Source organism: Actinomadura sp. WMMA1423 (assembly GCF_006547145.1).
GTDB lineage: Bacteria > Actinomycetota > Actinomycetes > Streptosporangiales > Streptosporangiaceae > Spirillospora.
Window position 1 is genome coordinate 3413774 of the sequence record NZ_CP041244.1, and the last position, 13553, is coordinate 3427326.

The window sequence follows — 13553 nt, forward strand, 5'->3', positions numbered from 1 at the left end:
CTGCCCGGCTTCCCGTCAGGTCAGACGGCGCGGCGGCAACGGGATGCGGTCCAGGTCGTGGACGAGGGAGATGTCGCCGTCGAACGCGGCGGAGGCCTCGGCCAGGAAGCGCCCCTCGTCGTCGGCGGGGTAGCGCTCGGAGAAGTGGGTCAGGACGAGGCGGCGGACGCCCGCCTCGGCGGCCACCTCACCGGCCTGGGCGGCGGTGAGGTGCCCGTACTCGGCGGCCAGCCCGGCGTCCTCGTGCAGGAACGTGGACTCGATGACGAGCATGTCCACCCCGGCGGCCAGTTCCCGGACGCCGTCGCAGAGCCGGGTGTCCATGACGAAGGCGGCCTTCTGCCCGGGCCGGGTCACGCTGCACTCCTCCAGCGTGACGGGGCGGCCGTCAGGCGCGGTGACCCGCCCGTCCTCCTGGAGGCGGCGGATCAGCGGCCCCCTGACGCCACGCGCGGCGAGTTCGTCCGGCAGCATCGTCACGCCGTCGGGTTCCTCCAGCCGGTACCCGTACGCCTCAACCGGGTGGGACAGCCGCCGTGCGACCAGGCTGAACGGGGCGTCGCCGGTGTCGAGCGCCATCCGCTCCCCCGAGACCGGGCGCTCGCGCACGACGCCCGTGTCCCGGAAGACGGCCGCGTTCCGCAGCCGCTCCCAGTAGACCCGGCCGCTCGCCGGGAACGCCGCGTCCACGGGGTGCGCGACGCCGTCGCGGGCGATGCGCTGCACGATCCCCGGCACGCCGAGGCAGTGGTCGCCGTGGAAGTGGGTCACGCAGATCCAGTTCACGTCGTTCGCGGAGAGGCCCGCGTGCGTCATCTGGCGCTGCGTCCCCTCTCCCGGGTCGAACAGGACGCCCTGGCCGTCCCAGCGCAGCAGGTAGCCGTTGTGGTTGCGGGTCCTCGTGGGCACCGCGCTGGCGGAGCCGAGGACGGTGAGATCGCGCACGGACATCCCCCCATGGTGCCGGTCGGAGGGCCGGACAAGCGCTTGGTTATCGTGGGCGCGACGCAGGCGATCCTGGGAGGGCCCGTTGGCCACTGGCAAGCGCGACAAGATCAAGATGACGCCCGAGGAAGTGGCGGACTACCTCGCCGCCGACTTCAAGGTGCAGGTCGCGACCATCGGCAAGGACGGTGAGCCCCATCTGGTGACGATGTTCTACACCCTGTACGAGGGCAAGATCGCCTTCACCACGTACAAGTCCTCGCAGAAGGTGATCAATCTGCGCCGCGACCCGACCATGACGTGCCTGGTCGAGGACGGCGTGGAGTACAACGATCTGCGCGGCGTCGCCCTGTACGGGCGGGGCCTCGTCATCGAGGACCCCGAGCCGCGGTCCAAGGTGGGCATGGTGGTCGGCTCCCGCATGGCGGGCCTGCCCGTCCCGAAGCTGGGCGAGCCGATCGACCCGGTCATCGCCGAGGGCATCGAGCAGGCCCTGGCCAAGCGTGTGCTCGTCGTCATGGAACCCGACCGGGTCGTCAGCTGGGACCACGGCAAGCTCTAGGACGCCCGGGCGGGTCAGGCCGGCCGGGTCAGTTCGGCGGCGCGGTCCAGGGCGGCGCGCTCGGCCGCGCCGTCGCCGCGCAGGCGCGCGGCGTCGGCGATGCGGACGAACATGGCGGCCTGCCCGCCGGGATCGTCCAGCCTGCGCAGGATCTCCAGGGCCTGGCCGAAGAAGTTGAGGGCCGCGACGGGACGGTTCGCGCGCAGGTAGGCGTCGCCGAGGCTCTCCAGCGCCCGCGCGCGGCCGTGCTCGTCGGGCTCGGGCAGGGCGGCGAACTCGTCCGGCAGCGGACCGAGCAGCCCGATCGCGCGGTCGAGGTCGCCGCTGCCGATCAGCGCCAGGGCGAGGTCGTGCCGAACCGCCAGGACCCGGTGGGCGCCGCCCTCGCGCTCGGCGAGGCGCAGCGCCTCCTCCAGCGTCTCGACGGCCTCCGCCCAACGTTCCCGCTCCAGCAGGGCCAGCCCCTCGGCCCCCACCTCGCCCTCTCCGGCCGCCGCGCCGGAGAGATGGCGGTCGAGGGCGCGGCGAACCGCCGCGGGCGGGAGATCGCGGTCGGGGTCATCGGAGTTCGCGCGCACGTCGAGGGTCCTCCCCGGAGGCGATGGCGTCCAACCGGCGCGGAGCCCGGCCCGGGGCCGGGTCAGGCGTCGTCGTCGGAGGGCTTGGCGGCCGCGGAGGCCTTGGCCGCCTTGGCGGCCTCGGCGCGCTCCCACTCCTGCTGCCGGAGATCCGCCTCGCGCGGCGCCTGGATCTTCTTCATCTGCTTGCCCATCGAGCGGATGAGGAAGACCGTCGCGGCCAGCAGGAGGAGGAACACCACGAAACCGAGGACGCCGGGGCTCACCGTGTCGTCGTTGAGCGGCATGGCGAGGACGGCTGGCATCACAAACACACCTTCTCCCGGACGCCGGCGAACAGGTCGTCCTCCGGCAGCTCCGTGTCGACCAGGGACCTGGCCAAATGGTAGTCCTCGGTGGGCCATGCCTCGCGCTGGACGTCCAGCGGGACGACGAACCAGAAGCCGTCCGGGTCGATCTGCGTGGCGTGGGCGAGCAGCGCCCGGTCGCGGGTCTCGAAGTGGTCGGCGCAGGGGACGCGGGTGGTGACCTCCCACCTGGCGCGCTCGTCGCCCTCCTCCTCGAAGCGCTTCAGCCAGTCGCCGTAGGGCGACTCCAGGCCGGCCTTCTCCATGGCGGAGTGCAGGGCGAGGATGCGCTCCTTGCTGAAGGTCATGTGGTAGTAGAGCTTCAGCGGCTGCCAGGGGTCGCCGGCGTCCTGGTAGCGCTCCGGGTCGCCCGCGGCCTCGAACGCCTCCACCGACACCTCGTGGCACTTCACGTGGTCGGGGTGGGGGTAGCCGCCGTTCTCGTCGTAGGTGAGCATCACGTGCGGGCGGAACTCGCGGACCGCGCGCACCAGCGGCTCGGCGGCGGTCTCCAGCGGCTCCAGCGCGAAGCAGCCCTCCGGCAGCGGGGGAAGCGGGTCGCCCTCGGGGAAGCCGGAGTCGACGAACCCGAGCCAGCGCTGCCCGACGCCGAGGATCTCGCGGGCCCGCGCCATCTCCTCCTCGCGGACCTTGCCGATGTCGGCCTTGATCTCGGGGCGGTCCATCGCCGGGTTCAGGATGTCGCCGCGCTCGCCGCCGGTGCAGGTGACGACGAGGACCTCGACCCCGTCGGCGACGTAGCGGGCCATCGTGGCCGCGCCCTTGCTGGACTCGTCGTCGGGGTGCGCGTGCACCGCCATGAGCCGCAGGGGCTCGTCGCCGCCGCAGGGCCGTTCGAGCGCCGCACCGCCCATGGCGTCGGACGTACCGTCGATGACCTCGGACACTGGGGGTCTCCCTCTCCGGACTGTTGAGCGGCCCCCGGTTCGAGGCACGCGCCGTGACAGACGAGAATGAATTGTCCCTGACAACGTCCGCACCCCGCACGAGGATTCCCGCGATGACGACAAGCACGTCGAAGGCAGCGGCCCCGGCCGAGTCCCGCCGGAGCCGGCTCGGGCTGGTGGCCGTCGGCCTCCTCGCGGCGCTGGGGGCGGCCGGCTTCGGCATCCTCGCCGCGCACGCGGGGCAGACGCCCGGGATCGTCCCGCAGACCGTCGCCTACGACATCACCGACACGTCGGTCGAGATCAACTACACGGTGGCCAAGGGGAAGGGCGACGACGTGCGCTGCACCGTGGACGCCTACGACACCAAGTTCGTGGTGCTCGCGCAGAAGGAGGTCTCCGTACCGCCGGGGACGTCCGGCGCGAAGGGGACGGAGACGCTCCAGACGCCCCGCCGGGCCACCGGCGCCAGGATCCGCGACTGCCGGAAGGTCTGACGTTCCTTCCGCCGCCGGCAGGCCGATACTGCCGGTGAGGAGCGGGACACGATTGGCGGATTGCGGACGCCGAGTTCAGGGAACCTTTACCCGCACACACCGGATAGGCTAGAGGTTTCACCCAGCCGCACTTCATGTCGATGTGACGCCCGCCCGCGGGGGTGGACGATCGCACCATGTGGATGAGGAGTACCCGTGACCGAGACCCGCGCTGACAACGTCACCTGGCTGACCCAGGAGGCGTACGACCGGCTCAAGGCTGAGCTGGACCACCTGTCGGGCCCGGGCCGCATCGAGATCGCTCAGAAGATCGAGGCGGCGCGGGAGGAGGGCGACCTGCGCGAGAACGGCGGCTACCACGCGGCCAAGGAGGAGCAGGGCAAGATCGAGGGCCGGATCCTCCAGCTCCAGGGCATCCTGGAGAACGCCCGCGTCGGCGAGGCCCCGCGCACCGAGGGCGTCGTCGGGCCGGGCATGACCGTCACGGTCTCGTTCGAGGGCGACGACGAGGAGGTGACGTTCCTGCTCGCCTCCCGCGAGGAGGTCGGCGCCCCCATCGACGTCTACTCCCCGAAGTCGCCGCTCGGCGCGGCCATCGACGGCAAGAAGGTCGGCGACAAGGCCACCTACAACCTCCCCAACGGCCGTTCCATGACCGTGGAGATCCTCGACGCCACCCCCTACGGCGGCGCGTAGCCGCCGGTTTCGGCACCGCGAAGACGAAGACCGCCGGGCGTACCCCGCCCGGCGGTCGTTGCTTGTCCGCCCCTGACCTGGCATGTGTTCTCCTGTGCCGTGCCTCACAGTGGCCGAAGTCCCACGACAGGGGACGGTGATCTCCGAATCAGCATCGGGCTCGGCCCGGTCAGCAAACGGAGGTAATGAGATGAGCGAGACTTCATCGGTCACCCCGCACACCGGCTTCGCGGTGGACTCGAAGGGGACCGCCGCCCCGCGTGAGGGCCAGGACCTGCGCCGCGGCCCCCGCGACGGCTTCGCCGTCGACAGCCGCGGTCAGATCACCGACAGGCCCGCCAGTGGGGCCCGGTGATCCATCAACTTCAGGTCGGCTGAGAACCTTCACGGCCTGATCTGATCCCACCTCCAACCGGCCTTCGCATCTCTTCGAGATGCGGGGGCCGGTTCACTGTCCGGCCTTTTGATGCATCCCGTGCCCTACCGCAGGGCTAGAAGGCCCTGCCGCGACCCTCGCTGTCAGTCCTCGGAGCGGTCCGCCCCCTGGACGGTCCGGAGACCGCGCGCACCAGGGGGAGGGTGCGGTAGGGGATCTGGTTGGCGAGGGAGATCACCGAGGAGGCGCGCTCCACGCCCGCGACGTCCACGATGACGTCGATGACGCGCTGGAGGTCGGTGTTGCTGCGGGCGACGATGCGGCACAGCATGTCGCCGGCGCCGGTGATGGTGTGGGCCTCGATCACCTCGGGGACCTGGGCGAGCCGGGCCGCCACCGGGTCGTGGCCGCCCGCCTGGCGCAGCTGCAGCGTGACGAAGGCCGTCACGCCGTAGCCGAGCGCGGCCGGGTCGATCTCCGGGCCGTGGCCGGCGATCACGCCGTCCCGCGCGAGCCGGTCCAGCCGCGCCTGGACGGTGCCGCGCGCGACCCCGAGGCGCCGGGACGCCTCCAGGACGCCGACCCGGGGCTCGGAGGCGAACAGCTCGATCAGCCGGCCGTCCAGTTCGTCGATCGGCACGGCACCCTCCTGTGGTCGTGGTCACCCTGTACAGAGCGACCGGTCTGGACGTGAACGCACTGTACAGATTGTCCAGTGTTTCAGCTCGCTCTTGCGCACCTTGCAGGCACATGTCGAGATTGGGTGGCATGGATGAGTTTCCGGTCAAGGGTATGGACGCCGTCGTCTTCGCCGTCGGCAACGCCAAACAGGCCGCCCACTACTACTCGACCGCGTTCGGGATGCGCAGGGTCGCCTACAGGGGCCCGGAGAACGGCAGCCCGGACGAGGCGGTGCACGTGCTGGAGTCGGGCGGAGCCCGGTTCGTGTTCCGCGGCCCGGTGAAGGCGGGCACCGAGATCGGCAGGCACATCGCCGAGCACGGCGACGGCGTGGTGGACCTCGCGATCGAGGTGCCCGACGTCGAGCACGCCTACCGGCACGCCCTCGCGAAGGGCGCCACCGGCCTGGAGGAGCCGCACGTCCTGGAGGACAGGTTCGGCAAGGTCACGGTCGCGGCGATCGCCACCTACGGCGAGACCCGGCACACGCTGGTCGACCGCTCGAACTACACCGGCCCCTACCTGCCGGGGTTCGAGCCCGCCGAGCCCATCGTGGAGCCCGTGGAGAAGCGTTTCTTCCAGGCGATCGACCACTGCGTCGGCAACGTCGAGCGCATGGACGAGTGGGCCGACTTCTACCACCGTGTCATGGGCTTCACCGACATGGCGGAGTTCGTTGGCGACGACATCGCGACCGAGTACTCGGCGCTGATGTCCAAGGTCGTCGCGGACGGCACCCGCAAGGTGAAGTTCCCCCTGAACGAGCCCGCGGAGAGCAAGCGCAAGTCGCAGATCGACGAGTACCTGGAGTTCTACGGCGGGCCCGGTGTGCAGCACATCGCGCTCGCCACCAACGACATCCTGGCGTCGGTCGACCGGATGCGCGCCGCGGGCGTGGAGTTCCTGGAGAGCCCCGACTCCTATTACGAGGACCCCGAGCTGCGCGAGCGCATCGGCCAGGTGCGGGTCCCGATCGAGGAGCTGCAGAAGCGCCGGATCCTGGTCGACCGGGACGAGGACGGCTACCTGCTGCAGATCTTCACCAAGCCCGTCCAGGACCGCCCGACCGTGTTCTTCGAGCTGATCGAGCGGCACGGCTCGCTCGGCTTCGGCAAGGGCAACTTCAAGGCGCTGTTCGAGGCGATCGAGCGCGAGCAGGAGCGCCGCGGCAACCTGTGATCCCCGGCGGTCCGCAGGCCGCGCCACCAGCGACGCCCCGACGCCTGTGAGAGCTCGGGGGACCGGCTCCGGACGCACCCGCGTCCGGGGCCGGTCGTCACCGGGGGGACCAAGCGCCTCCCTTACCCGGCACACTGTGGGGCCATGAGCGAACCACCCCAGGACACCCCGAAGCCGGACAGCGGCTGGCAGCCCCCGGACCAGCGGCAGGAGGAGGCGCCCGCCTCGCCCGAGCGCCCGCCGCCCTACCAGGGCTCGTACGGCGGGCCCCCCGCCCAGGCCGCCCCCGCGGCCGGGCACCACCCCGGGGCACTTCCCCAAGCGCCGCCCGTTCCGGGCTACGGACCGCCCGGCGTCCCCCATCCCGGCTTCGGAGGCGGCGCGCAGGACGCGGTCGCCGGGCGCGGCGCGCGGCTCGGCGCCGGAATCATCGACAGCGTCGTCCTCAGCGTCGCGGCGGTGCCGGCCGTCCTGTTCTCGATCCGCTGGGACCGGATGCGCGACTCCATCGAGTCCGGGGAACCGGTCACGAACCCGCTGGACCTCTACAACATCCCGCGCCTCCTCGCCGCATACGCGGTCGTGTTCCTGCTGGGCTTCGCCTACTTCACCGTCCTGCACGCCCGGTGGGGCCAGACGCTCGGCAAGAAGGCGTTCGGCATCCGGCTGGTGCGGGCGGAGGACCGGTCGGCGGTGAGCTGGGGGCAGGCGCTCGGCCGGCAGGCGATCGTGTACGGCATCGGCGTGACGACGGGCGCGCTGAACCTCCTCGTGCCCGGCGCCGGGATCCTCGGGCTCGTCGGCCTGCTCGACAACGCCTGGATCCTGTGGGACGACCGGCGCCAGGCGCTGCACGACAAGGCGGTCAAGACGGTGGTGGTGAAGGCGACGCCGTGGACGCCGAACCCCTACGCGCGGGAGCGGTCCGGGTCCTGAACGCGCCCGGGCAAGGGCCGGTCATGCGGAGGTAAACATTCCGGCTCCACCCGGGCGCGGCAGGGTTGACCCGCGGTGGCGCGGCGAATCTCACGGCATGACGCAACCGCCGCACGACCCCGCGTCCGGGCGAGAGCCGGACGACGACCGGCCGCACGGAGACCGGGAGCAGCCCGACCGGCCGGGCCCCTACGGCGAGCGGCAGCCGTACGGGGAGGAGCCCCAGGGGCAACAGCCTCCATACGGCGAGCAGCCTCCCTACGGTGAGCAGCCTCCCTACGGTGAGCAGGCTCCCTACGGCGAGCAATGGCCGCCGCCAGGCGCGCAACAGCAGTACGGCGGCGGCCAGCAGCCCTACGGTCAGCAGCCCTACGGGGGCCAGCAGCCCTACGGCGAGCAGCAGCAGGGGGGCCGACAGCCGTACGGGGGGCAGCAGCCCCCCGGAGGCCAGCAGCCTTACGGTGGCCAGCAGCCGTATGGCGGCCAGCAGCCCTACGGCGAGCAGGGGCAGTGGCAGCAGCAGCCGTACGGTGAGCAGCAGTACGGGACCCAGCCGGGGTACGGGCAGCAGTACCCCGGGCACGGGCCGGGCGGGTACGCGCATCCTTCGGGGGAGCTGGCGAGCCGCTGGGCGCGGCTCGGCGGCGGCATCGTCGACCTGATCATCATCGGCATCGTGACGGGCCTGATCTCGATCCCGTTCGTCAACTGGAACAACGTCGTCAACCCGGAGCCGGGCACTTCCATGTACGACGGCGCCCGGGTGGGGACGAACGCGATCAGCGTCGTGCTGGCGTTCTTCTACTTCTGGCTGATGCACGCCAAGTGGGGGCAGACGCTCGGCAAGATGCTGGCGCGGACGCGGGTCGTCCGGGCCGAGGACGGGCAGGCGATCACCACCGGCCAGGCCGCGGGGCGCTCGGCGTTCTACAGCGTGCTCGGCGGCATCTGCGGATGCATCGGACTGATCGACGTCGCGTGGATCCTCTGGGACCAGCGCAAGCAGGCACTGCACTGCAAGGTGGCGCAGACGGTCGTCGTCAAGGCCGATCCGTACCACGCCAATCCGTACGCCGATCGCTGAGATCGCCCGCCAGGGCGGGCTTCCGGCAGCCGTCCGAGTTGCCGGGCGGGGTCCCGTCCGGGCAGGCTGGACTGCGTGCATATGGCCGGAAACTCCCCCAGCCCCCGTCGAAGCGGCCCGAGGGCCGTCCGCGGCGCCGCGTTCCGCGGCGCGACGGGGCTGGCGTCCCTCGCCGTCGCGGGGTCGCTGACCGCCGCCTGCCAGACCCCGTTCGACGATCCGAGCGCGTCCGGCTCGCCCACTGGACCGGCGGTGAACGGCCCGGCGGGCCCGACCACCGCGGGCGACGCCTACGTGCCCGGCAACGGCAACGGCGGCTACGACGTCCAGCACTACGCGCTGAAGCTCACCATCACGCCGGACGGGCCCAAGCAGCTCGACGGCGTCGCGACGATCACCGCGAAGGCGACCGCCCGGCTGGCCCGGTTCAACCTCGACCTGACCGGCCTGGACGTGTCCTCCATCAAGGTGGACGGCGCGGCGGCGCGGCAGCAGCGCGGCGGCGGCGAGCTGGAGGTGACGCCCGCCAAGCCCCTGGAGAAGGGCAGCACCTTCACCACGGTGATCGCCTACTCGGGGACGCCGCAGCCGGTGTCGGACCCGGTGCTCGGCCGGTACGGCTGGATCCGCACGTCCGACGGGGTCTTCGTGGCGTGCCAGCCGAGCGGGGCGCACACCTGGTTCCCGAGCAACGACCATCCGAGCGACAAGGCCACCTTCGACTTCGAGATCTCGGTCCCGCAGGGCCTGACGGCGATCGCCAACGGCGAGCCGGACACGCCGCCGCAGGACTCCGGCGGCGGGGAGCCCGCGGCGCCGCCCGGCCTGCCCGGCGGCCCGCCCACCGCACCGCCGACCACGCCGCCCGGCACCGAGCCGACGGACGGGCCGACGGACGGGCCGGGGGTCGTGCCGATCGCCCACCGCGCCGGGGCGCGCACCGCCCTGACGACCTCGAAGTGGCGCGTCAAGGACCCGATGGCCACCTACCTGGCGACGGTCGACGTCGGCCGGTTCTCGGTGCGGACGGGCAAGACGGCCGGGGGCATCACCAACATCACCGCGGTGGACGCCTCGACGGCCGGCGTGAGCGTCGACCAGTTCCACCGGCTGAACGGCCAGGTCATCGACGAGTGGTCCAAGCTCTTCGGCCCCTACCCGTTCTCCTCGACCGGCGGCCTCATCGACGACGCCGACGTCGGCTTCGCGCTGGAGACGCAGACGCGGCCGGTGTACGGGGCGTTCGGCCTCCAGCCCACCATCGTCGCGCACGAGCTGGCGCACCAGTGGTTCGGCGACAGCGTCAGCGTCACGCGCTGGCAGGACATCTGGCTGAACGAGGGGTTCGCGACCTACGCCGAGTGGCTCTGGGACGAGAGGACCGGCGGCCAGACGGTGCAGCAGCACTTCGACGAGATCTACGGCTCCCCCGGCGGCCGGGCGCTGTGGGACGTCCCGCCCGGCGACCCCGGGCGCAACCAGATGTTCGGCCGGTCGGTGTACGACCGGGGCGGCATGACCCTGGTGGCGCTGCGCGGCCGGGTCGGCGAGGAGACCTTCTACAAGATCCTCCAGACCTGGACGAAGGAGCACCGGCACGCGAGCGGCACGACCGAGCAGTTCGTCGAGACGGCGAACCGCGTGTCGGGCAAGAAGCTGGACGGGTTCTTCGACGACTGGCTGTTCCAGAAGGGCCGCCCGGCCAAGTGAGCGGGTGACCCCCGGTCCGCCGCGGGTGAAGGCGGGGCAAGGACCGGGGAAAGCCCCGCGGGCCGCCGTCCCCGCGGGGCGGGCGCGCGGCCACCATCGGCCTGGTGAACAGGCCTTCTCGGCGCATGTCCGCGGCCGCGGCCGTCGCGATCCTGGCCGGGTCGCCCGGCGCCGCCTCGCCGTCGCCGGGCGCGGCGGACGTGGGCGACCCCTACATCAAGGGCGCGGGCAACGGCGGCTACGACGTCGCCCACTACGACGTCGCGCTGGCCTACGCGGGGGTGAAGACGGGAGCGGTCGAGGCCACGGTGACGGTCACCGCCGCCGCGACGCAGGACCTGTCCGCGTTCGACCTCGACTTCCGCGGCCCGGAGGTCACCGCCGTCTCGGTGGACGGCCGGCCGGCGCGCCACGGCCGCGCCGGCCAGGAGCTCGTGGTCACCCCGTCCGAGCCGATCCGCGCCGGGCGGACGTTCCAGACCACCGTCCGTTACGCGGGCAGGCCGCAGCCGGTCAGGAACGGGACGTTCGGCACCTATGGCTGGACCCCGAGCAAGGACGGCGCGGTCGTGGCCTCCGAGCCGGACGGCGCGTCCACCTGGCTACCGGTGAACGACCATCCCGGCGACAAGGCCACCTACGCGTTCCACATCACCGTCCCGAAAGGTCTGCGCGCCGTGGCGAACGGGCGACCGGGCCCCGTCCGCCCCGGCGGCGCCACCACCACCTACGAGTGGGCGGAGGGCGCGCCGATGGCGAGCTACCTGGCCACCGTCGCCATCGGCCGTTTCGAGGTGCGGCGGACCGAGGTGGACGGCGTGCCGGTCGTCACGGCGGTCGACCCGGCGTTCCGCGCGTCGGCGAAGCGGCTGGAGAGCACCACCGCCAGGATGCTGAGGTGGGCGGCGCCGATCTTCGGCCCGTACCCGTTCGCGACCGCCGGGGGCATCGTCGACGATCCGAAGCTCGGTTACGCCCTGGAGACGCAGGAGCGCCCCCTCTACGGCGGGTTCGCGCCGGACGAGGGCTTCATCGTCCACGAGATGGCCCACCAGTGGTTCGGGAACAGCGTCGGCCTCGCGCGCTGGCAGGACATCTGGCTGAACGAGGGCTTCGCGACCTACGCCGAGTGGCTGTGGCGCGAGCGCACCGGCAGGGACTCCGCCGAAAAGATCTTCAAGCGGTACCACGCCCAGCCGGGCGGCTCGCCGATCTTCCGCCCGCCGCCGGGCGCGCCGGGCGCCGGGAAGATGTTCGGCTTCTCCGTCTACATCCGTGGCGCGATGGCCCTGCACGCGCTCCGGAAGCGGGTCGGGGACAAGGCGTTCTTCGCGGTCCTGCGGGCGTGGACGGCCGAGCACCGCCACTCCACCGCCACGACGCCCCAGTTCGTCGCGCTGGCCGAGCGGGTGTCGGGCCAAAGGCTCACGGCACTGTTCCAGGCATGGCTCTACGCGGAGACCAAACCACGGATTCGGTGACGAGATTCCGGACCCGGCCACAAAAACCTCACGTCAGAGGCAGATTCGATACCAATTCGCTCTTGTGCCGACCCGGTTCACGAGAAAGTCTTGATCCCGGCCATGACGGCTTACCGAGGCAACCGAGGACGAGGTCGATGAGCAGAACCCCAAGAGCGCTGGCCGCCGTGACGCTGGGCGTCGCGGCGAGCCTCGCCGTGACCGCCGCGCCCGCCGGAGCCGCAGAGCGGTTCACGCCCGGCGCGCCCGGCGCGGGCGACCCCTACTTCCCCGACATGGGCAACGGCGGCTACGACGTCGCCCACTACGACATCGGCCTGAAGTACGACCCCGCGACGAAGGGGATCCAGGCGGTGACCCGCGTGACGGCGCGGGCGACGCAGAACCTGTCGCGCTTCGACCTCGACTTCCTCGGCCCGTTGAAGATCTCCTCGCTGGAGGTGGACGGCCGCACCGCGTCGTTCAAGCGGACGGGCGCCCAGGAGCTGGTCATCACCCCGCGCAAGGGGATCCGGAACCACCGCGCCTTCACCGTGACCGTGGCGTACTCCGGCGTCCCGCAGCGGATCGACGACGACGCGCTCGGCACGTCCGGCTGGGTGGCGACGCCCGACGGCGCGGTGATGCTCAACCAGCCGTTCGGCGCGGCCACCGTCTACCCGGTGAACGACCACCCGACCGACAAGGCGACCTACACCTTCACCCTGTCCGCCCCCAGCGGCCTCACCACGCTCGCCAACGGCGACCTGCGCGCCAGGCGGACCGCGGGCGGCTGGACGACCGCGCGCTGGGACGTCCGCAACCCCATGGCCAGCGAGCTCGCCATGATCGCGATCGGCAGGTACGACGTCGTCACGGGGCGGACGAAGGCGGGCATCCCCAACCTGACCGCCACCGACCAGGCGATGGCCATCAAGCCCGAGGACGCGAAGAAGTTCCACGACCAGACCGCCGAGGTCACGGACTTCCAGAACGCCCTCTACGGCCGCTACCCGTTCACCTCGACGGGCGGGATCGTCGTCAAGGCCGGCGTCGGCTACGCGCTGGAGACGCAGGGCCGCCCCGTCTACGACCTCGGGCGCCGTCCAGGGGCGATCCCGAGCACCGGCCTGCTCGCGCACGAGCTCGGCCACCAGTGGTTCGGCGACTCGGTGTCCCCGGAGAAGTGGGCCGACATCTGGCTGAACGAGGGCTTCGCGACCTACTCCGAGTGGCTGTACGGCGCGGCGCACGGCGGCGACACCGTCCAGGCGCAGTTCGACGCGGCCTACGCCACGCCCGCGAGCGACGCCCTCTGGAAGGGCAAGGTCGCCGACCCGGGCCGCGACCACATCTTCGACGGGCTCGTCTACGACCGCGGCGCGATGGCGGTCCACGTGCTCCGCACGAAGATCGGCGACAGGGCGTTCCTGCGGCTGCTGAAGGCGTGGCCGGCGGCGTACCGGTACGGCAACGCCTCCACGAACGACTTCGTCCGCTTCGCCGAGAAGCTCTCCGGCAAGGACCTGGACTCGTGGGCCGAGGCGTGGCTCTACTCCGAGGGCAAGCCCGCCCTGTAATAACCCGCCCGGGA

General features: G+C 71.9%; 15 protein-coding genes. 10 read left to right on the plus strand and 5 right to left on the minus strand.

Annotation, left to right across the window (positions count from 1 at the left end; genetic code table 11):
* Window positions 1-15: 15 nt before the first annotated feature.
* Window positions 16-951 (minus strand): ribonuclease Z, encoded by a 936-nt coding sequence (locus tag FKD65_RS15810; protein ID WP_141578230.1) that lies wholly within the window; start codon window positions 949-951, stop codon window positions 16-18.
* Between the two features lie 79 nt (window positions 952-1030).
* Between FKD65_RS15810 and FKD65_RS15815 the strand changes: the two genes are divergently transcribed.
* The gene (locus FKD65_RS15815) at window positions 1031-1507 is read left to right on the plus strand and encodes a pyridoxamine 5'-phosphate oxidase family protein (protein ID WP_141578231.1); all 477 of its coding nucleotides are present in this window, start codon (window positions 1031-1033) and stop codon (window positions 1505-1507) included.
* Between the two features lie 14 nt (window positions 1508-1521).
* Here FKD65_RS15815 and FKD65_RS15820 read toward each other — a convergent pair whose 3' ends face one another.
* From FKD65_RS15820 to mca, 3 genes are all read right to left on the minus strand, one after another.
* Window positions 1522-2085: a tetratricopeptide repeat protein gene (locus tag FKD65_RS15820; protein WP_141578232.1), complete on the minus strand. Its 564-nt coding sequence runs from the start codon at window positions 2083-2085 to the stop codon at window positions 1522-1524.
* A gap of 62 nt (window positions 2086-2147) precedes the next feature.
* Window positions 2148-2390 (minus strand): hypothetical protein, encoded by a 243-nt coding sequence (locus FKD65_RS15825; RefSeq protein ID WP_240810168.1) that lies wholly within the window; start codon window positions 2388-2390, stop codon window positions 2148-2150.
* On the minus strand, window positions 2390-3307 hold the full coding sequence (gene mca, locus FKD65_RS15830; RefSeq protein ID WP_141586852.1) for a mycothiol conjugate amidase Mca: 918 nt from the start codon (window positions 3305-3307) through the stop codon (window positions 2390-2392). Before mca ends, FKD65_RS15825 begins: the two co-directional genes overlap by 1 nt.
* A 146-nt stretch (window positions 3308-3453) precedes the next feature.
* Between mca and FKD65_RS15835 the strand changes: the two genes are divergently transcribed.
* The 3 genes from FKD65_RS15835 to FKD65_RS44240 all read left to right on the plus strand — a co-directional run bounded on the left by FKD65_RS15835 (window position 3454) and on the right by FKD65_RS44240 (window position 4888).
* Window positions 3454-3837 carry a DUF4307 domain-containing protein gene (locus FKD65_RS15835; protein WP_141578234.1) on the plus strand — a complete coding sequence of 128 codons (384 nt, stop codon included), beginning with the start codon at window positions 3454-3456 and terminating at the stop codon, window positions 3835-3837.
* Between the two features lie 195 nt (window positions 3838-4032).
* Complete coding sequence (greA, locus tag FKD65_RS15840; RefSeq protein ID WP_141578235.1) at window positions 4033-4533, plus strand: transcription elongation factor GreA; 501 nt, start codon at window positions 4033-4035, stop codon at window positions 4531-4533.
* Between the two features lie 190 nt (window positions 4534-4723).
* Complete coding sequence (locus tag FKD65_RS44240; RefSeq protein ID WP_168221060.1) at window positions 4724-4888, plus strand: hypothetical protein; 165 nt, start codon at window positions 4724-4726, stop codon at window positions 4886-4888.
* 136 nt (window positions 4889-5024) lie between these two features.
* On the opposite strand, the gene FKD65_RS15845 is transcribed toward FKD65_RS44240, so the two are convergent.
* Window positions 5025-5549, minus strand: a complete 525-nt coding sequence (locus tag FKD65_RS15845; protein ID WP_141578236.1) for an Lrp/AsnC family transcriptional regulator — start codon at window positions 5547-5549, stop codon at window positions 5025-5027.
* A 128-nt stretch (window positions 5550-5677) separates the two neighbouring features.
* Here FKD65_RS15845 and hppD point away from each other — a divergent pair, with 128 nt between their 5' ends.
* The 6 genes from hppD to FKD65_RS15875 all read left to right on the plus strand — a co-directional run bounded on the left by hppD (window position 5678) and on the right by FKD65_RS15875 (window position 13539).
* The gene (hppD, locus tag FKD65_RS15850) at window positions 5678-6769 is read left to right on the plus strand and encodes a 4-hydroxyphenylpyruvate dioxygenase (protein WP_205718676.1); all 1092 of its coding nucleotides are present in this window, start codon (window positions 5678-5680) and stop codon (window positions 6767-6769) included.
* A gap of 144 nt (window positions 6770-6913) precedes the next feature.
* Window positions 6914-7705, plus strand: coding sequence for an RDD family protein (locus FKD65_RS15855; protein WP_141578238.1), 792 nt, complete (start codon window positions 6914-6916; stop codon window positions 7703-7705).
* A 97-nt stretch (window positions 7706-7802) separates the two neighbouring features.
* Window positions 7803-8789, plus strand: a complete 987-nt coding sequence (locus FKD65_RS15860) for an RDD family protein (RefSeq protein WP_141578239.1) — start codon at window positions 7803-7805, stop codon at window positions 8787-8789.
* An 81-nt stretch (window positions 8790-8870) separates the two neighbouring features.
* Entirely contained in the window at window positions 8871-10499 is a 1629-nt protein-coding gene (locus FKD65_RS15865; RefSeq protein WP_141578240.1) for a M1 family aminopeptidase, read from the plus strand.
* Between the two features lie 104 nt (window positions 10500-10603).
* On the plus strand, window positions 10604-11980 hold the full coding sequence (locus FKD65_RS15870) for a M1 family metallopeptidase (RefSeq protein WP_240810169.1): 1377 nt from the start codon (window positions 10604-10606) through the stop codon (window positions 11978-11980).
* A 137-nt stretch (window positions 11981-12117) separates the two neighbouring features.
* Window positions 12118-13539, plus strand: a complete 1422-nt coding sequence (locus FKD65_RS15875; RefSeq protein WP_141578241.1) for a M1 family metallopeptidase — start codon at window positions 12118-12120, stop codon at window positions 13537-13539.
* The last annotated feature ends 14 nt before the right edge of the window (window positions 13540-13553 follow it).

What these genes read in the sequence shown, in the direction of transcription:
- FKD65_RS15875 (WP_141578241.1), top strand. Translation starts at nt 12,118, where the DNA reads ATGAGCAGAACCCCAAGAGCGCTGGCCGCCGTGACGCTGGGCGTCGCG.
- mca (WP_141586852.1), bottom strand. Translation starts at nt 3,307, where the DNA reads ATGGGCGGTGCGGCGCTCGAACGGCCCTGCGGCGGCGACGAGCCCCTG.
- FKD65_RS15860 (WP_141578239.1), top strand. Translation starts at nt 7,803, where the DNA reads ATGACGCAACCGCCGCACGACCCCGCGTCCGGGCGAGAGCCGGACGAC.
- FKD65_RS15835 (WP_141578234.1), top strand. Translation starts at nt 3,454, where the DNA reads ATGACGACAAGCACGTCGAAGGCAGCGGCCCCGGCCGAGTCCCGCCGG.
- hppD (WP_205718676.1), top strand. Translation starts at nt 5,678, where the DNA reads ATGGATGAGTTTCCGGTCAAGGGTATGGACGCCGTCGTCTTCGCCGTC.
- FKD65_RS44240 (WP_168221060.1), top strand. Translation starts at nt 4,724, where the DNA reads ATGAGCGAGACTTCATCGGTCACCCCGCACACCGGCTTCGCGGTGGAC.
- FKD65_RS15865 (WP_141578240.1), top strand. Translation starts at nt 8,871, where the DNA reads ATGGCCGGAAACTCCCCCAGCCCCCGTCGAAGCGGCCCGAGGGCCGTC.
- FKD65_RS15825 (WP_240810168.1), bottom strand. Translation starts at nt 2,390, where the DNA reads ATGCCAGCCGTCCTCGCCATGCCGCTCAACGACGACACGGTGAGCCCC.
- FKD65_RS15855 (WP_141578238.1), top strand. Translation starts at nt 6,914, where the DNA reads ATGAGCGAACCACCCCAGGACACCCCGAAGCCGGACAGCGGCTGGCAG.
- FKD65_RS15810 (WP_141578230.1), bottom strand. Translation starts at nt 951, where the DNA reads ATGTCCGTGCGCGATCTCACCGTCCTCGGCTCCGCCAGCGCGGTGCCC.